Source organism: Nocardia sp. bgisy134, from assembly GCF_965341865.1.
GTDB lineage: Bacteria > Actinomycetota > Actinomycetes > Mycobacteriales > Mycobacteriaceae > Nocardia.
The window spans coordinates 130618-149645 of the sequence record NZ_CBDQZP010000006.1; the positions used below are offsets into that span (position 1 = coordinate 130618).

The 19028-nt window shown below is 67.9% G+C and carries 18 protein-coding genes; 9 read left to right on the forward strand and 9 right to left on the reverse strand.

Going from position 1 to position 19028, the window contains the following annotated elements:
- The 4 genes from ACRWNM_RS13185 to ACRWNM_RS13200 all read right to left on the reverse strand — a co-directional run bounded on the left by ACRWNM_RS13185 (position 1) and on the right by ACRWNM_RS13200 (position 3056).
- Positions 1 to 852, reverse strand: a complete 852-nt coding sequence (locus ACRWNM_RS13185; protein ID WP_431967059.1) for an MlaE family ABC transporter permease — start codon at positions 850 to 852, stop codon at positions 1 to 3.
- 4 nt (positions 853 to 856) lie between these two features.
- Entirely contained in the window at positions 857 to 1621 is a 765-nt protein-coding gene (locus ACRWNM_RS13190; protein WP_431967061.1) for an MlaE family ABC transporter permease, read from the reverse strand.
- Between the two features lie 296 nt (positions 1622 to 1917).
- The gene (locus ACRWNM_RS13195; protein ID WP_431967063.1) at positions 1918 to 2823 is read right to left on the reverse strand and encodes a 3-oxoacyl-ACP reductase; all 906 of its coding nucleotides are present in this window, start codon (positions 2821 to 2823) and stop codon (positions 1918 to 1920) included.
- A 44-nt stretch (positions 2824 to 2867) separates the two neighbouring features.
- The gene (locus ACRWNM_RS13200; protein ID WP_068055768.1) at positions 2868 to 3056 is read right to left on the reverse strand and encodes a ferredoxin; all 189 of its coding nucleotides are present in this window, start codon (positions 3054 to 3056) and stop codon (positions 2868 to 2870) included.
- Positions 3057 to 3207: 151 nt separating this feature from the next.
- Between ACRWNM_RS13200 and ACRWNM_RS13205 the strand changes: the two genes are divergently transcribed.
- The gene (locus tag ACRWNM_RS13205; protein ID WP_431967066.1) at positions 3208 to 4401 is read left to right on the forward strand and encodes an acyl-CoA dehydrogenase family protein; all 1194 of its coding nucleotides are present in this window, start codon (positions 3208 to 3210) and stop codon (positions 4399 to 4401) included.
- A gap of 21 nt (positions 4402 to 4422) precedes the next feature.
- Positions 4423 to 5526: an acyl-CoA dehydrogenase family protein gene (locus ACRWNM_RS13210; RefSeq protein WP_431967068.1), complete on the forward strand. Its 1104-nt coding sequence runs from the start codon at positions 4423 to 4425 to the stop codon at positions 5524 to 5526.
- A gap of 82 nt (positions 5527 to 5608) precedes the next feature.
- Here ACRWNM_RS13210 and ACRWNM_RS13215 read toward each other — a convergent pair whose 3' ends face one another.
- The gene (locus ACRWNM_RS13215) at positions 5609 to 6196 is read right to left on the reverse strand and encodes a TetR family transcriptional regulator (protein ID WP_431967070.1); all 588 of its coding nucleotides are present in this window, start codon (positions 6194 to 6196) and stop codon (positions 5609 to 5611) included.
- A 100-nt stretch (positions 6197 to 6296) separates the two neighbouring features.
- Between ACRWNM_RS13215 and ACRWNM_RS13220 the strand changes: the two genes are divergently transcribed.
- Positions 6297 to 7475: an FAD-dependent monooxygenase gene (locus ACRWNM_RS13220; protein ID WP_431967072.1), complete on the forward strand. Its 1179-nt coding sequence runs from the start codon at positions 6297 to 6299 to the stop codon at positions 7473 to 7475.
- Between the two features lie 85 nt (positions 7476 to 7560).
- Here the strand turns inward: ACRWNM_RS13220 and ACRWNM_RS13225 are convergent, their stop codons facing one another.
- The gene (locus ACRWNM_RS13225) at positions 7561 to 9210 is read right to left on the reverse strand and encodes an acyl-CoA synthetase (protein WP_431967074.1); all 1650 of its coding nucleotides are present in this window, start codon (positions 9208 to 9210) and stop codon (positions 7561 to 7563) included.
- 59 nt (positions 9211 to 9269) lie between these two features.
- Between ACRWNM_RS13225 and ACRWNM_RS13230 the strand changes: the two genes are divergently transcribed.
- Positions 9270 to 10052 carry a crotonase/enoyl-CoA hydratase family protein gene (locus ACRWNM_RS13230; RefSeq protein ID WP_431967076.1) on the forward strand — a complete coding sequence of 261 codons (783 nt, stop codon included), beginning with the start codon at positions 9270 to 9272 and terminating at the stop codon, positions 10050 to 10052.
- Between the two features lie 58 nt (positions 10053 to 10110).
- On the opposite strand, the gene ACRWNM_RS13235 is transcribed toward ACRWNM_RS13230, so the two are convergent.
- On the reverse strand, positions 10111 to 10530 hold the full coding sequence (locus tag ACRWNM_RS13235; protein WP_431967078.1) for a VOC family protein: 420 nt from the start codon (positions 10528 to 10530) through the stop codon (positions 10111 to 10113).
- Between the two features lie 177 nt (positions 10531 to 10707).
- Here ACRWNM_RS13235 and ACRWNM_RS13240 point away from each other — a divergent pair, with 177 nt between their 5' ends.
- On the forward strand, positions 10708 to 11709 hold the full coding sequence (locus tag ACRWNM_RS13240) for a sigma-70 family RNA polymerase sigma factor (RefSeq protein WP_431967080.1): 1002 nt from the start codon (positions 10708 to 10710) through the stop codon (positions 11707 to 11709).
- 471 nt (positions 11710 to 12180) lie between these two features.
- Here the strand turns inward: ACRWNM_RS13240 and ACRWNM_RS13245 are convergent, their stop codons facing one another.
- Together ACRWNM_RS13245 and ACRWNM_RS13250 are read right to left on the reverse strand one after the other, a co-directional pair.
- The gene (locus ACRWNM_RS13245) at positions 12181 to 13779 is read right to left on the reverse strand and encodes an acyl-CoA synthetase (RefSeq protein WP_431967082.1); all 1599 of its coding nucleotides are present in this window, start codon (positions 13777 to 13779) and stop codon (positions 12181 to 12183) included.
- Between the two features lie 22 nt (positions 13780 to 13801).
- On the reverse strand, positions 13802 to 14839 hold the full coding sequence (locus tag ACRWNM_RS13250) for an LLM class F420-dependent oxidoreductase (RefSeq protein ID WP_431967084.1): 1038 nt from the start codon (positions 14837 to 14839) through the stop codon (positions 13802 to 13804).
- A gap of 255 nt (positions 14840 to 15094) precedes the next feature.
- On the opposite strand from ACRWNM_RS13250, the gene ACRWNM_RS13255 reads away from it, so the two are divergent.
- The 4 genes from ACRWNM_RS13255 (at position 15095) to ACRWNM_RS13270 (ending at position 19020) form a co-directional block, all read left to right on the forward strand.
- A complete protein-coding gene (locus ACRWNM_RS13255; protein WP_431967086.1) occupies positions 15095 to 16060 on the forward strand; it encodes a Zn-ribbon domain-containing OB-fold protein in 966 nt (321 codons plus the stop codon).
- A gap of 12 nt (positions 16061 to 16072) precedes the next feature.
- On the forward strand, positions 16073 to 17107 hold the full coding sequence (locus ACRWNM_RS13260) for a thiolase domain-containing protein (protein WP_431967088.1): 1035 nt from the start codon (positions 16073 to 16075) through the stop codon (positions 17105 to 17107).
- A 227-nt stretch (positions 17108 to 17334) separates the two neighbouring features.
- Positions 17335 to 18504 (forward strand): thiolase domain-containing protein, encoded by a 1170-nt coding sequence (locus ACRWNM_RS13265; RefSeq protein WP_431967090.1) that lies wholly within the window; start codon positions 17335 to 17337, stop codon positions 18502 to 18504.
- A gap of 96 nt (positions 18505 to 18600) precedes the next feature.
- On the forward strand, positions 18601 to 19020 hold the full coding sequence (locus ACRWNM_RS13270; RefSeq protein ID WP_431967092.1) for a nuclear transport factor 2 family protein: 420 nt from the start codon (positions 18601 to 18603) through the stop codon (positions 19018 to 19020).
- The last annotated feature ends 8 nt before the right edge of the window (positions 19021 to 19028 follow it).

Genomic DNA, 19028 nt, shown 5'->3' on the forward strand with positions numbered 1-19028 from the left:
CTACCCGGAAAGATGAAAGTTGCCGGAGGTGCCGTAGATGGCCAGCGAGATCAGCAGAGTCACCGTGACCACCGCGACCAGCGAGGCCCGCACCGCGTTGCCGACAGCCACACCCACGCCGACCGGTCCGCCCGCGGCGAAATAGCCGTAATAGGTGTGGATCATCATCACCGCGAGTGCCATGAAGATCGCCTGGGCGAAGGACCAGAGAATGTCGCTGGGGATGAGGAACGTCGAGAAGTAATGGTCGTAGACGCCCGCCGACTGCCCGTAGATCACCACGGTGGCGAACCGCGCCGCCACGAACGAGGCGATCACGGCCAGCGCGTAGAGCGGCACGATCGCGATCATCCCGGCCAGCACCCTGGTGCCGACGAGGAACGGCACCGGCCGGATCGCCATGGTCTCGAGCGCGTCGATCTCCTCCGAGACCCGCATGGCGCCGAGTTGCGCGGTGGACCCCGCGCCGATGGTCGCCGCAAGGCCGATGCCCGAGATCACCGGCGCCGCGATGCGCACGTTGATGAACGCGGAGAAGAAGCCGGTCAGCGCCTCGACGCCGATATTGCCCAGCGAGCTGTAGCCCTGCACAGCGATGGTGCCGCCCGCGAACAGCGTCAGGAAGCCGACGATCACCACCGTGCCGCCGATGACGGCGAGTGCGCCGGTGCCCATGCTGATCTCGGCGATCAGCCGGATGGTCTCGGTTCGGTAGTGGGTCAGGGCGCGCGGCATCGAGGCCAGCGCCTGCGCGTAGAACACGGCGTGCTTGCCCACCGAGTCCAGCGAGTCCGACATCCGGCGCGCCCGCCGCACCGTGCGGGGAAACCGGGACTGGATCACGAAGGCCATCGCGTCACCGCACCGTGAACTTGATGCCGACGGCGGTGACCACCACGTTCACCACGAACAGGGCCATGAAGGCGAAGACGACGGTCTGATTCACCGCATCACCGACACTCTTGGGACCGCCTTTGACGTTCAGGCCGAGGTAACAGGCCACCAGTCCGGCGATCAGCCCGAACAATCCGGCCTTCACTTCGGAGATGATCAGCTCGGGCAGATGGGTGAGCAGCGTGATGCCGTTGACGAAGGCGCCCGGGTTCACGTCCTGCAGATAGACCGAGAACAGGAAGCCGCCGACGATGCCGATCGTGCACACCAGGCTGTTGAGCATGAGCGCGACGAACATCGAGGCCAGCACCCGCGGCACCACCAGCCGCTGCACGGGGTTGATGCCGAGGACGCGCATCGCGTCGATCTCTTCTCGGATGGTGCGCGCGCCCAGGTCCGCGCAGATCGCGGTGGCGCCGGCGCCCGCGACGATGAGCACGGTGACGATCGGTCCGACCTGGGTGACCGAGCCGAAAGCCGCGCCCGCACCACTGAGGTCGGCCGCGCCGATCTCGCGCAAAAGAATGTTCAGCGTGAAGCTCACCAAGACGGTGAACGGGATCGCGACCAGCAGGGTCGGCACGATGGACACGCGCGCGATGAACCAGGACTGATCGATGAACTCACGCGCTTGAAAGGGCCTGCGGACGCTCGCGCGGGCTACCTCGGCGGTGAGTTCGAAGAACCCACCGACGGCCCGCAACGGGACAGCAAGGACCTCGTTCATCCGCGATCCTCCTAGCTCAACTGCACGTACTGCTCATGGCGCGACACGGCACCATGGCCGCGTCGCCGGATTGATTAGAACATGTTCACATGGTCGCCGTGCCGTTTTCGTCACATTTGAACTGCACGTTTTCTAGATGACGGACCTCGAATATGAAACGTGTGTCATACGTAGGCGGTGACGCCTTTGTGAGGCGTCACACACCGGTCACCCATGTCTACCAAGTGCTGGACTCATGATCAACAGCTGGACAGTTGATCAGTTAATCATCGACGACCGAGGCGATCGCCCGGCGATCAGCCGAGTTCGGTCACCGAGGAAGCCGAGAAGGTCTGCCCGGCCGGGCGCTCGGCGAAGTAACCGGAGAGCGTGGCCGCGAGGTCGGCGGAGTCCCACGCCGCCCCGGCGGCGTCGAAGCGCCGCTCGACGACGGGCGCGGCCATCAGCGCCACCATCGGTCCGTAGACCACGAACAACTGCCCGTTGACCGAATCGGCCGCGGGCGAGGCGAGGTAGGCGACCAGACGCGCCACATGATCGGGCGAGAGTGGATCGATTCCGGCTTCGGGGGCCGCACTGAACACGGCTTCGGTCATCGCCGTCCGCGCACGGGGCGCGATCGCGTTGGCCCGCACGCCGTAGCGCGAGAGCGCACGCGCGGCCGAGAGGGTAAGGGCGGTGATGCCCGCCTTGGCCGCACCGTAGTTGGCCTGCCCCTCCGGGCCGAGCAGACCCGCCTCGGAGGAAGTGTTGATCAGGCGGCCGTAGACCGGCGCGCCCGCCTCCTTCGACTTGACACGCCAGTAGGCGGCGGCATTGCGGGACAAGAGGAAATGCCCGCGCAGGTGCACCGCGAGCACCGCGTCGAAGTCCTCGTCGGACATGTTGAACAGCATGCGGTCACGCGTGATGCCCGCGTTGTTGACCACGACGTCCACGCTGCCGAACGCCTCGTTGGCGGTGCGAATCAGCGCGTCGGCCGTGGCGCGCTCCGCGATACTGCCCGCGACGAACTCCGCCTTGGCTCCCAGCGCCCGGATCTCGGCCAGCGTCTCGGCGACCGCGTCGGATTCCGCGAGGTCGTTGACCACCACCGACGCGCCCGCGCCCGCCAGTGCGAGCGCCTCGGCCTTGCCGAGTCCCGCGCCCGCGCCGGTCACGATCGCCACACGGCCCGCCAAGCTCAGATCAGTTTCGTTCACCGGCCCGACTTTAGAACGTGTTCCAACCTACTGGCAAGAAACTTTCACAGAAGCTTCAGCGCGGCTTTCGGGCACTGCGCCACCGCATCCTCGACATCGCCGAGGCGGTCGTCGGGCACCTCGGCGGTCAGGATGTGCAGCTGGTCCTCGTCATCGAGTTCGAACACGTCGGGGGCGATTCCGACACAGATTCCGTTCGCCTCGCACAGATCCCGATCGACACTGACCTTCATGGAAACTCCTTATCTGCGACTCATCTCAAAGCCTACAAGCCTGCGCGGTCACACGCGCCGCCATCGGCCGGATTCCTGGGCAATACTGGAACATGTTTCAGTCGATATGCAATCATCGGGACAAGCGAATCTAACGACATGAGGTTTTGCCATGCGCATTGCGTACACGCCGCAGCAAGAAGAGCTCCGCGCCGAGTTGCGCGACTACTTCGCTCGGCTGATCACACCGGAGCGCCGGGCCGCGCTGAGCGCGACGACCGGTGAGTACGGGCACGGCAATGTCTACCGCGAGGTCGTCCAGGAGATGGGTCGCGACGGCTGGCTGACGCTGGCCTGGCCCAAGGAGTACGGCGGCCAGGACCGGCCGACCATGGACCAGCTGATCTTCACCGACGAGGCCGCCATCGCCGGCGCGCCCGTGCCGTTCCTGACCATCAACTCGGTGGCTCCGACGATCATGCACTACGGCAGCGAGGAACAGAAGAAGTTCTTCCTGCCCAAGATCGCCGCGGGCGAGCTGCACTTCTCCATCGGCTACTCCGAGCCGGGCGCGGGCACCGACCTGGCCAGCCTGCGCACCTCCGCGGTGCGCGACGGCGACGAGTACGTGATCAACGGCCAGAAGATGTGGACCAGCCTGATCGCCTACGCCGACTACGTCTGGCTCGCGGTGCGCACCGACCCGACCGCCAAGAAGCACAAGGGCATCAGCATGCTCATCGTGCCGACCACGGCCGAGGGCTTCTCCTGGACGCCGGTGCACACGATGGCGGGGCCGGACACCAGCGCCACCTACTACCAGGACGTGCGCGTGCCGGTGAGCTCGCTGGTCGGCCAGGAGAACGGCGGCTGGGCGCTGATCACCAACCAGCTCAACCACGAACGCGTCGCGCTCACCTCGGCGGGCCCGCTGACGGTCGCACTGAACCAGACCGTCGAGTGGGCCCGCACCACCAAGGCGGGGGACGGCTCGCGCGTCATCGACAAGGAATGGGTGCAGCTGAACCTGGCCAAGGTGCACGCCAAGGTCGAATACCTCAAGCTGCTGAACTGGGAGATCGCCAGCCGCGCCGACGCGGGCGGCGACGCGGCGCCGCGCCCGTGGGACGCCTCGACCTGCAAGGTCTACGGCACCGAGCTGGCCACCGAGGCGTACCGGCTGCTGATGGAAGTGCTCGGCCCGCAGGCCTATCTGCGCCAGGACTCGCCCGGCGCCGAACTGCGCGGACGCCTGGAGCGTTTCCACCGGGCCGCGCTGATCCTGACCTTCGGCGGCGGCACCAACGAGGTGCAGCGCGACATCATCGCCATGACCGCCCTCCGCCAGCCTGCCGCGGCGCGCTGAGCAGAAAGCAGAGAGACCACCATGGATTTCACCCCCACCGAAGCCCAGCTCGACCTGGCCCGCCTGACCGGCGAGGTGTGCGGCAAGCTCGTCACCGCCGACCGGTTGCGCGCACTCGACGTGGCGGGCCGGTTCGACGAGCCGCTGTGGAAGTCGTTGGCCGAGACCGGCGTGCTGGCCGCGGCGCTGCCGGAGAACGTCGGCGGCAGCGGCCTCGACGCGCTCGAGCAGACCGCGGTGCTGCGCGAACTCGGCAAGTCGGTCGCCGCGGTGCCGTACCTGTGGTCGATCGTGGTCGGCGCGGGCGCGCTGGCGCGGTTCGGTTCCGAGGAACAGCGCGCGCTGGCGACGCGGGCGGGCGAGGGCGGCGCGATCCTCACCGCGGCACTGGCCGAGGAGCACAACTACGAGCCCGCCAAGCCGACCACCGTCGCCCGCGAGAGCGGAGGCGCCTGGCGGTTGACCGGCGCCAAGACCACGGTGCCCTACGCCGACCGCGCCGCGCGAATCCTGGTGCCCGCCACGGTCTCCGGGGTGCCCGCGGTCTTCCTCGTCGACCCCGCCGACGCGTCGGTGCAGGTCACCGCGCAGCAGGTGGTCGACCTCAGCGCGGAATTCGGCGTCGAATTCACCGACACCCCGGCCGAATTGGTCGGCACGGTGGAGGGCGGCGCGGATCTGCTGGACTGGATCCTCACCCGCGCCTGGCTCGGGCTCAGCGCCCAGCAGCTCGGCACCGTCGAGAAGGCGCTCGACCTGGTGGCCGACTACGCCCGCGAGCGCGAGCAGTTCGGCAAGGCCGTCGGCAGCTTCCAGGCCGTCGCACAGCGCCTGGCCGACGCCTACATCGACGTCCAGGGCCTGCGCCTCGCGGTCACCCAGGCCGCCTGGCGGCTGGCCGAGGACCTGCCCGCCGCCGAGGCCGTGCACACCGCCAAGTTCTGGGCCGCCGACGCGGGCCACCGCGTCGCCCACACCGTCGTGCACGTGCACGGCGGCGTCGGCATCGACCGCGACCACATCGTGCACAACTACTTCACCGCCGCCAAGCACAACGAATTCGCCCTCGGCGCAGGCACCGACCACCTCCGCGCCCTCGGCGCCCTCCTCGCCAACCCATCCTGATCCGAACCACCCTGACATCGGCCCGTCGGCACAACCGACGGGCCGATCGCCGTTTCGGGCCGAGAGCCTTCGAGCGCGGGTGCTACACGGCGGGTGGGGTGGAGGTCAGGTAGCGCTGGAGGGTGGGGGCGATGTCGGCTATGAGCTGGGGTGGGGTCATGGCGACGACCGGGGGGATTTGTAGGACGTAGCGGCACAGGGCCAGGCCGAGGAGTTGGGTGACGATGAGGCCACCGCGGCGGGGGGCGTCGGCCGGGTCGCCGAAGCGCAGCACCGCGGGCAGTACCTGTTCGGCGAAGATCACGCGGAAGCGGTCGGAGACGGCGTCGTCGGTGATGGACGAGCGAAGCAGGATCAACAGGACGGTGTTCTGCCGATCCTCCCAGATCGCGAGGAAGCGGCGGATCAGCAACTCGCCCAGCGTGTCCGGCTCGGCGGCGGCCAGATCGGGCAGCTCCAGATCGATGTCGACGGCCGCCGCGAACAGGCCGTCCTTGCTGCCGAAATAGCGCATCACCATGGACGGATCGATGGCGGCGTCGGCGGCGATGGCGCGAATGGTGGCCTTGCGGAACCCTTCGGCGGCGAACCGCGCCCGCGCTGCGTCGAGGATCGCGGCGCGGGTCGCGTCGGAGCGACGGGCAGGGGCGTGATCGGACGACTCTGTCATGCCAACAATTGTAGGCCAACAACTGTTGACATCTGCGCGCGTACCGATCTATCGTTATGACAACAAGCGTTGGCCTACAGATGTTGACCTAGGAGCCACCATGAATGCCCCGCTCCCCCGCACCACCTCCGTACTCGTCGTCGGCGCCGGACCCGCCGGACTCACCGCCGCCATCACCCTCGCGGACGCGGGCGTCGACGTCGTCGTGCTGGACCGGCTCGCCGAGGGCGCCAACACTTCCCGCGCCGCCGTCGTGCACGCCCGCACCCTCGAGGTGCTCGCCGAGCTCGGCATCGCCGACGAACTGATCCTGCGCGGCATCCAGGTTCCGCGTTTCACCGTGCACGACGGCGCGCGCACCCTCGCGACCATCCACTTCGGCAAGCTCCCGACCCCGTACCCGTACACCCTGATGACCCCGCAGGACACCACCGAGGCGGTGCTCCTCGAGCGCCTGCACAAGGCGGGCGGGCAGGTGCACCGGCCGTACGTGGTCACCCGGGTGGTGCAGGAAAACGACGGCGTCACCGTCGAATACACCGACGCCGAGGACACCACGGGCACGATCCGCGCCGACTACGTGATCGGCGCCGACGGCATGCACAGCACCGTGCGCGAACAGGCGGGCATCGGCTTCACCGGCGACACCTACCCGGCCTCGTTCGTCCTGGCCGACGTCCGCATGGCCTGGCCGATCGCCAGGGACGAAGTGGCGCTGCACCTTTCGCCGGAGGGCGTCACGGTGGTCGCGCCGCTGCCCGACGACGCCGAACCCGATCGCTACCGGGTGGTCGCCACCGTGGCCGAAGCGCCCGAACACCCCACCGCCGAGGACATCCAGGCGATCCTCGACGCCCGCGGCCCCGGCGGCGACGTGCGGGTGCGAGAAGTGCTCTGGAGCTCGCGATTCCGCGTGCACCACCGGGTCGCCGACCGCTACCGCGCGGGTCGCGTCCTACTGGCGGGCGACGCCGCGCACGTGCACAGCCCGGCGGGCGGGCAAGGCATGAACACCGGTATCCAGGACGCGGCCGCCCTCGGCCCGTTGCTCGCGCGGGTGCTGGCCGGCGAGCCGCAGACCCTCCTGGACGAGTACGAGGCCACCCGCCGTCCGGTCGCCGTGGAAGTGGTGGCGTTCACCGACCGCATGACGAAGATGGCCACGCTGCGCCCCCGCCTCGCCAGGCTCGCGCGCAACACCGCGCTTTCGACGCTGAGCCGAATCCCCGCGATTCGCACCCGGCTCGCCTTCCGCTTGGCCGAGCTGACGAACCGCTGACCGAAAGACGCACTCGGGCCTCGATATTCGGCACACGGCAAAGGGCCGCCGCGATGATCGCGGCGGCCCCTTCCTGCCCTCGTGACTACTTGGCGCTCGCCTCGGCCTGCTCGTCCGCCGGGCGCTCCTCGGTCTGAGCCTTCGCCCAGCGGTAGTCCGGCTTACCCGCGGGCGAACGCTTGATCTCCTCGACGAACCAGAGGCTGCGCGGCAGCTTGTACGGCGCGATCTCCTTGGTCAGCACCGGACGCAGGTCCTCCAGGGTGGGCCGGTTGTCGCCGCGACACTGCACCACCGCGACGACGCGCTGACCCCAGCGCTCGTCGTCGACGCCGACCACCAGCGCGTCGAAGATCTCGGGGTGCGATTTCAGCGCGCCCTCGACCTCCTCCGGGAAGATCTTCTCGCCGCCGCTGTTGATGCTGACCGAACCGCGGCCGAGCATCGTGACGGTGCCGTCTTCCTCGACCCGCGCGTAATCGCCGGGGATCGAGTAGCGAGTTCCGTTGAACTCCTTGAACGTCGCGGCCGTCTTGGCCTCGTCCTTGTAGTAGCCGAGCGGAATGTGCCCCTTGCGCGCGAGGATGCCGATCTGGCCGGATCCGGCCGCCACCGGATTGCCCTGCTCGTCGAGCACCTCGGTGGAGGCGTCGATCTTCACCCGCGGCCCGCCGGTGTGCGCCGCGCCCTTCGCGACCATGCTCAACCCGCCGAAACCGGTCTCGGACGACCCGATCGAGTCGGTGATCATCCGGTTCGGCAGCAGATCGAGCAGCTTCTCCTTGATGGCGGGCGAGAACAGCGCCGCGCTACTGGCGATCGCGAACAGCGTCGAGAGATCGTAGGGCGCATCGGTTTCCGGGTTGCCCTCGATCAGCGCGTCCAGCATCGGCCTGGCCATGGCGTCGCCGGTGATGAAGATGAGGTTGATGCCGTGGCGGTCGATGTGCTGCCACACGCCGTGCCCGGTGAACTCGGGGATCATCACGGTCTTGCCGCCGCCGAACAGGCTCTGGAAGGTGGCCCACTGGGAGCCGCCGTGGATCATCGGCGGGATCGGGAACCGGGTCATCGGCGGGTTGGCCGCGCCCAGCTTCGCCAGATCCCATTCGTCGGCGACGTATTCGCCGGTGAGGAAGTTGATGCCGCCGCCGAGCACGCGCCACACGTCCTCCTGCCGCCACATCACGCCCTTGGGCATGCCGGTGGTGCCGCCGGTGTAGAGCATGTACAGGTCGTCCGGGGAGCGTTCGCCGAAATCGCGCGCGCCGGAGGACTGCGCGAGGGCCGCTTCGTATTCCACCGAATCCGCTGCGGTGGGGATGGCGCCGGTCGTATCGTCGTCCACAACGATGACGGTGCGCAGTTGCGAGATCGCGGGCCGGACCGCGGCCACCTTGTCGCTGTAGCGGCGCTCGTGAATCAGCGCGACCATGTCCGAATTGTCGAAGATGTATTGCAACTCGTTCTCGACGTATCGGTAGTTCACGTTGATCATCACGGCCCGCGCTTTGAACACCGCGACCATGGCCTCGGCGGCCTCGATGGTGTTGCGCGAGTAGATGCCCACCTTGTCGCCCGGCTGTACGCCTTGTTCCAGCAGGTAGTGCGCCAATTTGTTGGCGCGCTCCTCCAGCTGTGCATAGGTCACCTCACGGCCGTCGTCGGCCAGCGCGACGCGATCGGGCATGAGGTCGATGGCATGTTCGACGAGGTCGGCTATGTTGTGGCTCACACGCTAAAAATAGAACGTGTTACTGTTCTTGACAAGGCTCGAAAGTCAGGAGATCAGCAATGCCGCACTGCCTCGTCGAGAAGCGCGATCACGTTCTCATCGTCACCATGAACCGGCCGGAGGCCCGCAACGCGCTGTCGGCCGAAATGATGGCGATCATGCGCGACGCCTGGGACCAGGTGGACAGCGATCCGGACATCCGGGTGGCGATCCTGACCGGCGCGGGCGGCGCTTTCTGCGCGGGCGCGGACCTCAAGGCGATGACCACTCAGCACCCCGGCGATTCGTTCAAGGGGGGCGGCTGGGACCTGTCCAAGATCGAGGCGCTGCTCAAGGGCCGCAGGCTCACCAAGCCGCTGATCGCGGCGGTCGAGGGCCCGGCCATCGCGGGCGGCACCGAGATCCTCCAGGGCACCGACATCCGCGTGGCGGGCCAGAGCGCGAAGTTCGGTGTGTCCGAGGCGCGCTGGGGCCTGTTCCCGCTCGGTGGCTCCGCGGTGCGCCTGGTGCGCCAGATTCCTTACACCGTCGCCGCCGACATCCTGCTCACCGGCAGGCACGTCACCGCGGCGGAGGCCAAGGAGATCGGCCTGATCGGGCACGTCGTCCCGGACGGCACGGCGCTGGACAAGGCGCTCGAACTGGCCGACCTGATCGCGGCCAACGGCCCGCTCGCGGTGCAGGCGATTCTGCGCACCATCCGCGACACCGAGGCCATGCACGAGGAAGAGGCCTTCAAGATCGACGCCCAGCTCGGCGCCGAGGTCTTCAAGTCGGCCGACGCCAAGGAAGGGCCGAAGGCCTTCGCGGAGAAGCGCAAGCCCACTTTCACCGGTCGGTGAGCGAATACGGCTCGGCCCCCGGCGCGTTCGCGCACGGGGGCCGCGTTGTGTTCCTGCGTCAGTTGGCGCCCGGGTAGTCCATCCAGAACGGCTCCCACTGGTGGCCGTCGGGGTCGATGAAGGTACGGCCGTGCATACCGACCTCGGCCTCCTGGGCGCGCTTCTCCTCGTTGACTTCCTCGGTCGCGCCCGCGGCCACCGCGGCCTCGGTCAGCTGGTCGACCTCCTGCGCGCTGGACAGCGAGAGGGCGTAGCCTGCGGCCGCCGTCGAGACGGTGTCCGCGATCGGGCGCGTGCTGAAGGTCTTGAAGTATTCCCTGGTCAGCAGCATCAGACAGATGTTGTCGTCGATGACTATGCAGGAGGCGTTCACGTCGGTGAAGTCCTGGTTCACCTTCCAGCCCAGTGCCTCGTAGAAGGCCTTCGACCGGTCCAGGTCGGTGACCGGAAGATTGATGAAGATCATCTTGCTGCTCATGTTCTCGTCCTCTCGGGGCGCATCGGCGTGTTCACACATAGAGACGGACCCCGCGGCGCGAACTCATCGCAGCGGCGATCTGTGATCGTCGTCACTCGAATTTCGCCGATCTTGGTCGGCCCGCGACCTGGTTTTCGGGCCTGTTTTGTGTCAGTGGGCTGTGGCATGGTGGCACCCATGAGCGACTCGTCGAGCCCGTCCACCACCCTCTCCCCCGACGTACTCGCGTCGTTCGAGAGCCACCGGCGGGAGCTGTGCGCCTACGCGTACCGCATGCTCGGTTCCTCCTTCGAGGCCGAGGACGCGGTGCAGGAGACTTTCACCAGGGCGTGGAAGTCCTATGACTCCTTCGAGGGCCGGGCCAGCCTGCGGTCCTGGCTGTACCGCATCGCCACCAACGTCTGCCTGGACATGCTCGACGGTCCGCAGCGCCGGGCAAGGCCGATGGATCTGTCCGGCCCGGGTAGGCCGGATTCGCCGCTGCCCGCGCCGCAGCCGGACTACGTCTGGATCGAGCCGATCCCGAATGCCCTTGCCTTCGGGGCGGATCCGGCCGAACACGCGGCCACCAAGGACACCCTGCGCCTGGCCTTCGTCGCGGCATGTCAGCATCTGCCCGCGACCCAGCGCGCCATCCTGATCATGCGCGAGGTGCTGCGCTTCTCGGCGAACGAGACCGCCGAGGCGCTGACCATGTCACCCGCGTCGGTGAACAGCGCCTTGCAGCGCGCCAGGGCCACCATGTCCAAGGTGCAGCCGACCAGCACCGACGGCTACGACGAATCCGACGACAATCAGCGCAAACTGATCGATGACTTCGTCGCCGCCTTCGAGGCCTACGACATGGACACGCTCACCACCCTGCTGAAAGCCGATGTGGCACTGTCCATGCCGCCCTTCGAGCTGTGGATCTCCGGCCCGGACAACGTGGCCGCGTTCATGCTCGGCACCGGCAGCGCCTGCGAGGGATCCCGGATGGTCCGGCTGGAAGGCGCGAACGGGTTGCCGGCTTTCGGCCACTACAAGCCGACCGAGGAGCCGGGCGTCTTCGTGCCGTGGTCGATCACGGTGCTGGAACTGGACGGCGACACGATCGCGGGACTGAACTTCTTCCTGGACACGGAGCGGCTGTTCCCGATGTTCGGGTTGCCGATGGAGTTGCGCGAAGCTGTTGCGTGAGGGGGTTTGCCAAGGGTTGGGTTTCGCCGGTCGACAGTTGGGTTCCGGTGGATGCCCAGGGTCGGGCGGTGGGACCGGCGGCCGGGTTCCACGTTGTCGGCACGTTAGTCGAACGGCCGATCGCGCGACGTGAACCCAGGTTGAGCTGGTCCAATTAGCTTGCCTACCAACGTTTGCCTCGAAGCGGTGCTGGGCACGTCGAGTGCCGTACCCGACGATCCGCCCGGACCAACCCACTACGTACGCGAACCGAACGCGCCCGAAGGCCACCTACCACGTACGCGGGCCAACGAAGCGCCCCGAAACAACCCGACGGCGTACGCGAACCAGCGACGCGCCCGAAGGCCATCTACCGCCTAGGCAAGCCAACGACGCACCGCGAAGACCAACCCCGCCACCGGCGCGAGCCAACGACATCCGCCCGAAGGCACAATCGCACCTACACAACCCAACGACGCGCGCCCCGAACCCCTACGACGCCGACACGTACCTGTCCCGCAACTTCCGCTTGTACAACTTCCCATTCGGGTCGCGGGGCAGCTCCGGCAGGTAGTCGATCGAGCGCGGCATCTTGTACTTCGCCAATCGCGTTGCGGCGAAGGCGAGTATGTCGGCGGTGAGCGCTTCGCTGGGCTCCACGCCGTCCACCGGCTGGACCACGGCCTTCACCTCCTGACCCCAATCCGGGTGCGGGATACCGAAGACCGCGACGTCGGCGACCTTCGGGTGGGTGATGAGCACGCCCTCGATCTCGGCGGGGTAGATGTTCACGCCGCCGGAGAGGATCAGGTCCGAGCGGCGGTCGCACAGGTAGAGGTAGCCGTCCTCGTCGAGATAGCCGATGTCGCCGACGGTGAACAGATCGCCGACCCTGGCGTCGTCGGTCTTGGCCTTGTCGTGGTGGTATTCGAAGCTCGACGCGCCCATCTTCATGTACACCAGGCCGGTCTCACCCACGGGGACCTCGCTGCCGTCCTCCTCGCTGAGCACCTTGATCACCGACCACGGCCACGCCTTGCCGACCGAGCCGGGCTTGCGCAGCCAGTCGGCGCCGTTGATCACCGTGCCGCCGCCCTCGGTCGCCGCGTAGTACTCGGTGACCGTCGGGCCCCACCACTCCAGCATCTGGCGCTTGGTCTCCTGTGGACACGGCGCCGCACCGTGCACCATGCTGCGCAGCGAGGACACGTCGTACTTCGCGCGCACCGCCTCCGGCAGCGCAAGCAGTCGGTGGAATTGGGTGGGCACCATGTGACTGTGGGTGACCCGGTACTTGTCGATCAGGCGCAGCATCTCCTCGGCTTCCCACTTGTCCATGAGAACGAGCTTGTGCCCCAATTGGATCGAAATGGTCGCGAAGTTCAGCACCGCGGTGTGATACAGCGGCGACCCGCAGATGTGCACGTGATCGTCGTAGGGCGCCAGCTCGAACAAGCCGAAGAAGGCGTTGGTGTGCGGCGGGACCACGTCGGGATCGGCGCCGGTCAATGGACGCCGAACTCCCTTGGGACGCCCCGTGGTTCCCGAGGTGTAGAGCATCGGCGCGCCCGTACTGCGCTCGGACGGACGACCGGTGTCGGCCGCGCCGAGCCAGGCCACCGACTTGAAGCCCTCGATCTCACCGACCGAAAAGCGCGCCGTCGGAGGCAGACCCGCCTCGTCGGCGGCGGCCTTCGCGGCGGCGGCGAACCGGTCGCTCGCGAAGAACGCCTTCGCCTCGCTGTCCTGGAGGATGTAGGCCACCTCGGGGCCGGTGAGATGCCAGTTCACCGCCACGATGTAGAGCCCCGACTGGTAGGCCGCGAAGTAGGCGGCGACCGCCTCGACGCAGTTGTGCACCATGCTCACCAGCACGTCGCCCGTCCGCAGGCCGAGGGCGCGCAGCCCGGTGGCGTAGCGGTCGGCGAGCGTGGCCAGTTCGTGATAGGTCACCTCGCGGCCCGAGGGATCGACCATGGCGATCCGATCGGGTTCGGCTTTCGCGATGTTCCACAGGCCGAGAATGTTCACCGACTCCTGCGCAGGGGGATTGTGCGGAGGCGGAGCGGACGGGGCGGGTGAGGCAGTCACCCCATTGAATTTAGAACGCGTTCTACTGATCGACAAGGGGTGCGAGCCGGTGCAATTGCTCGATATCCGGAACCGACACGAGCATCATGGTGACGCCCGCGGCCTCCCAGACCTTCAATTGCTCACGCACATGACCTTCGTCACCGATGATGGCGGTGTCCAGGATCAGCTCGTCCGGGACCACGGCCGCCGCCTCGGCCTTCTTGCCCGCCTGGAACAGCCTGCCGATCTCGTCGACCTCGCGCTCGTAGCCCATCCGCCGGTAGACCTGGGCATGAAAGTTCAGCTCCGGCGCACCCATGCCGCCGATGTAGAGCGCCATGATCCAGCGCATCCGTTCCAGCTCGGCGCCGGGGTCGTCGGTGATCACCACCTGGCAGCTGGCCGCGATCTCGAAGTCCTCGCGCGATCGGCGCGCGCCCACCCTGGCGAAGCCTTCGTCGAGCCAGTCGTTGTACATGTTCGCCAACCGCGGCGCGTAGTAGATCGCCAGCCAGCCGTCGGCGATCTCGGCGGTGAGCGCCACGTTCTTCGGACCTTCCGCGCCCAGCCAGATCGGCAAATCCGCACGTAGCGGGTGCACGATCGGCTTGAGCGGCTTACCGAGCCCGGTCGCGCCCGGCCCGGTGTACGGCAGCGGGTAGTGCGGTCCGTCGCTGGTCACCGGCGCCTCGCGCGCGAGGATGCGGCGGATGATGCCGACGTACTCGCGGGTGCGCTGCAAGGGTTTGGCGAACGGCTGCCCGTACCAGCCCTCCACCACCTGCGGACCGGATACCCCGAGCCCGAGGATCGCACGACCGCCGCTGAGGTGATCGAGGGTCAGCGCGTGCATCGCGGTCGCGGCGGGCGTGCGCGCCGACATCTGCACCACCGAGGTCCCCAGCCGAACCCGCTCGGTCGACGAACCCCACCAGGTGAGCGGACCGAAGGCGTCCGAGCCCCACGATTCGGCGGCGAAGACGGCGTCGAAGCCCGCCTTCTCGGCCGCCACGACCAACTCCCCCGCGTTCCGCGGCGGCTGCGCCATCCAATATCCGAGTTGCAATCCGAACTTCATGGTCGTCCCTTTCCTTGGCAACTTTTACGCGCACGGCCGGAGCGAAGGCGGAGGCACGCCCTTGCCACCAGAATAAGAACCTGTTCTACTCGATAGCGTGACTAAGGGGAATACCGCGTCCGGCGTATTCACGGGTGGGGGCCCGACGAGATGAGCACCGCCGCGAGCTGGGCGGGACGAACCCGGCCCACCGCGTGGCGCGAGGACGGCCGCCGGAACCGCGGCGGGTGATGAAGAGCTGAGAGAAGGTCGGAATTGGACACCAGCACGGCACCCGATGTGCTGAGCGCCCCGCTGCGGGCGCGATTCGACTACACACGGTCGGTGGGACCGACCATCGGCAGATTCCTGACCGGTCTGCGGAGCCGCAGGGTGGTCGGCGTGCGCGGGTCCGACGGCCGGGTTCTGGTGCCGCCGCCCGAGTACGACCCGGTGACCAGCCAGCCGCTGACCGAGTTCGTCGACGTCGCCGACACCGGCACGGTCGCCTCCTGGACCTGGGTGCACGAGCCGCTGCCCGGCCAGCCCTTCGACCGGCCGTTCGCCTGGGCGCTGATCCAGCTGGACGGCGCGGACACCAGCATGCTGCACGCCGTCGACGTCACCGCGCCGGACGAGATGCGGACCGGCATGCGAGTGCGGGCGCGGTGGGCCGCACAGACCGAAGGCAGCATCAAGGACATCGTCTGCTTCGAGCCGGGCGAGCAGTCCACCGCCGAGCCCGCCACCGAAAGCGGCGAGCCGGTCACGATGATCGTCACGCCGATCGATCTGTCCTACAAGCACACCGCTTCCCCGCAGGAGACCGTCTACCTGCGCGGACTCGCCGAGGGCAAGCTGATCGGCGCGCGCACCGACGCCGCGGGCAAGGTGTACTTCCCGCCGCGCGGGGCCAACCCGACCGACGGCAGGCCGACCGACGATTACATCGAACTCTCCGATCACGGCACGGTCACCACGTTCTGCATTGTGAACGTTCCGTTCCTCGGACAGCGCATCAAACCGCCGTACGTCGCGGCCTATGTGCTGCTGGACGGCGCCGACATTCCGGTACTGCATCTCGTACTCGGCTGCGACGCAAGCGAAGTGCGGATGGGCATGCGCGTGAAAGCGGTGTGGAAGCCGCGCGAGGAGTGGGGTCACGGTCTGGAGAACGTCGACCACTTCGAGCCGAGCGGCGAGCCGGACGCCGACTACGAGACCTACAAGCACCACCTGTGAGAGGCGCTTACGTTGACTGACAACGCCACCGACATCGCGGTCGTGGGCTTCGCCCACGCACCGCACGTGCCGGAGACCTTCGGCACCACCAACGGTGTCGAGATGCTGGTGCCCTGCTTCCAGCAGCTCTACTCCGATCTGGGCATCACCAAGTCCGATATCGATTTCTGGTGCTCGGGCTCCTCCGATTACCTTGCCGGACGCGCCTTCTCGTTCATCTCGGCGATCGACGCCATCGGCGCCGTGCCGCCGATCAACGAGTCGCACGTCGAGATGGACGCCGCGTGGGCGCTGTACGAGGCGTTCGTGAAGCTGAAGTCGGGGCAGGCGCGCACCGCGCTGGTCTACGGATTCGGCAAGTCGTCCGCGGGCACACTGCGCCAGGTGCTCACCATGCAGCTCGACCCCTACCTGGTCGCTCCCCTGTGGCCGGACGCGCTGTCCATCGCCGGTCTCCAAGCGCGGGCCGGACTCGACGCGGGCCGCTGGACCGAGCGCGATATGGCCGCGGTGGCGGCGGGCGCTTCCGGTGACGTCGAAAGCTTGCTCGCCACACCGTATGTGGCCGATCCGCTGCGCGCCCACGACTGCGCGCCGATCACCGACGGCGCGGCCGCCATCGTGCTCGCGGTCGGCGATCGCGCCCGCGAGCTGTGCGAGCGGCCCGCCTGGATCACCGGCATGGCGCACCGCGTCGACACCCCGGTGCTCGGCGCTCGCGATCTCACCGCCTCGCCCTCGACTTCCGCTGCGGCACAGGCGGTTACCGGCGGCGACCTGAGCGGCTTCGACATCGCCGAACTGCACGCGCCGTTCAGCCACCAGCAGCTGATCCTCGCCGAGGCCATCGGGCTGAAGCCGGAGACCACCTTGAATCCGTCGGGTGGCGCACTGGCCGCCAACCCGATGTTCGCGGCGGGCTTGGAGCGCATCGGTTTCGCGGCCGAAGCCATCATGGCGGGCACCGCGAACCGCGCGCTCGCCCACGCCACCAGCGGCCCCGCGCTGCAACAGAATCTTGTGACCGTTTTGGAGGGGCAGGTATGAGCGAACGAAGTGAGCGAATCATGTGCCAGCGCGCCACGCGCATGCCGGAGCCGAGCGCCAGCGAGGTGCAGGCATGAGCGAACGAAGTGAGCGAATCATGTGCCAGCGCGCCACGCGCATGCCGGCGCCGAGCGCCAGCGAGGTGCAGGCATGAGCGAACGAAGTGAGCGAATCATGTGCCAGCGCGCCACGCGCATGCCGGCGCCGAGCGCCAGCGAGGTGCAGGCATGAGCGTTCCGGCCGCGGTGCTCGGCACCGGACAAACCCATCACGTGACGAAACGAACCGACGTCTCGATGTCGGGCATGTGCCGCGAAGCAATCGATCGCGCGCTCGCCGACGCCGGGCTCACCATCGCCGATATCGATGCGGTGGTGGTCGGTAAGGCGCCGGACCTGTTCGAGGGCGTCATGATGCCCGAACTGCATATGGCCGACGCGCTCGGCGCGACCGGGAAGCCGCTGCTGCGCGTGCACACCGCAGGCTCGGTGGGCGGTTCCACCGGCGTGGTGGCCGCCAACCTGGTGCAGGCTGGCGTGCACAAGCGGGTGCTCGCGGTGGCGTGGGAGAAGCAGTCGGAGTCGAATGCCATGTGGGCGTTGTCGATTCCGGTGCCGTTCACCATGCCGGTCGGCGCGGGCGCGGGCGGCTACTTCGCCCCGCACGTGCGTTCCTACATCCGCAGGTCCAATGCGCCGTCCCACATCGGTGCGATGGTCGCGGTGAAGGATCGGCGCAATGGCGCCAAGAACCCGCTCGCCCACCTCCAGCAGCCCGACATCACGCTGGAATCGGTGCTCGCCTCGCAGATGCTGTGGGATCCGATCCGCTTCGACGAGACCTGCCCGTCCTCGGACGGCGCGTGCGCGATCGTGCTCGGCGACGCCGAGGCGGCCGCGGCGGTGGAAGCCGAGGGCAAGAAGGTGGCGTGGGTGCACGGCACCGCGATGCGCACCGAGCCGACCACTTTCGCCGGGCGCGACCAGGTCAACCCGCAGGCGGGCCAGGACGCGGCTGCCGCGCTGTGGAAGGCGGCGGGCATCACCGATCCGCTCGAGGAGATCGATGCCGCCGAGATCTACGTGCCGTTCTCCTGGTTCGAGCCGATGTGGCTGGAGAACCTCGGTTTCGCCGCGCCGGGCGACGGCTGGAAGCTCACGGAGAAGGGCGAGACCGAGATCGGCGGACGCATCCCGGTGAACCCGTCGGGTGGCGTGCTGTCCTCCAACCCGATCGGGGCTTCCGGCCTCATCCGGTTCGCGGAGGCGGCCAAGCAGGTGATGGGACGGGCAGGCGACTACCAGGTCGACGGCGCGCGCAAGGCCATGGGCCATGCGTACGGCGGTGGATCCCAGTACTTCTCGATGTGGGTTGTCGGCGCGGAAAAGCCTCGCTGACGCTCGGCTTACTCCGCACCGACCGACGTTGGAGGTCGATCGGGGGCGCTTCGCTTCCCCGATCGACGGATACCTGCCATCAGATACGGAGCTCCTATGACCACCACTACCGAGCATCCCGCCCGCCTCGCCGGACTCGCATCCCAGGCCGCGGTGCGGGCACGGGACAAGGACGCGTGGCTGGATCTGTTCGCCGCCGACGGGATCGTCGAAGATCCCATCGGCCCTTCGGGTTTCGACCCCGAGGGCAAGGGTCACCGCGGCCGTGACGCCATCGCGGCGTTCTGGGACAAGGCGATCGCGCAGACCGAATCGATCGAGTTCCTCTTCGACGATTCCTTCGCCTGTGGCAAGGAGGTGGCCTTCACCGGCACCATCCGCACCCGCATCGGCGGGCATCAGATCGACGCCGAGGGCGTGTTCACCTACAAGGTCGACGACGCGGGCAAGATCGCCGCCCTGCGCGCGTTCTGGGAGGTCGACCGGGCGATCGCGACTACCCGGCGCGTCGACTGATACCGGCT